Genomic DNA, 252 nt, shown 5'->3' with positions numbered 1-252 from the left:
GACCGGATGGTAGTATTCCAAAATTATTCGCTATTACCTTGGCGCACTGTACGAGAAAATATTGCGTTAGCTGTCAACTCGGTGATGAAAGATTTACCAGCCGGGGAACGCAAAGCAATCGTCGAGCAGCATATTGATATGGTAGGGTTGCGTCATGCTGCCGATAAGCCACCAGCTCAATTATCGGGTGGAATGAAACAAAGGGTAGCGATCGCTCGTGCATTAGCAATTCGTCCCAAGTTACTGCTACTC

Annotated in this window: 1 protein-coding gene; it reads left to right on the top strand. The window is 47.2% G+C overall.

Features of this window, described 5'->3' with window-relative positions:
* On the top strand, positions 1-252 hold a 252-nt coding region (locus tag FLQ44_RS17660; protein WP_147695454.1), incomplete at both ends, for an ATP-binding cassette domain-containing protein.

It is taken from the genome of Vogesella mureinivorans (genome assembly GCF_007644035.1).
Taxonomy (GTDB): Bacteria; Pseudomonadota; Gammaproteobacteria; order Burkholderiales; family Chromobacteriaceae; genus Vogesella; species Vogesella mureinivorans.
The sequence above is the reverse complement of the archived record's forward strand: the minus strand, read 5'-3'. Positions and strand labels throughout refer to the sequence as shown.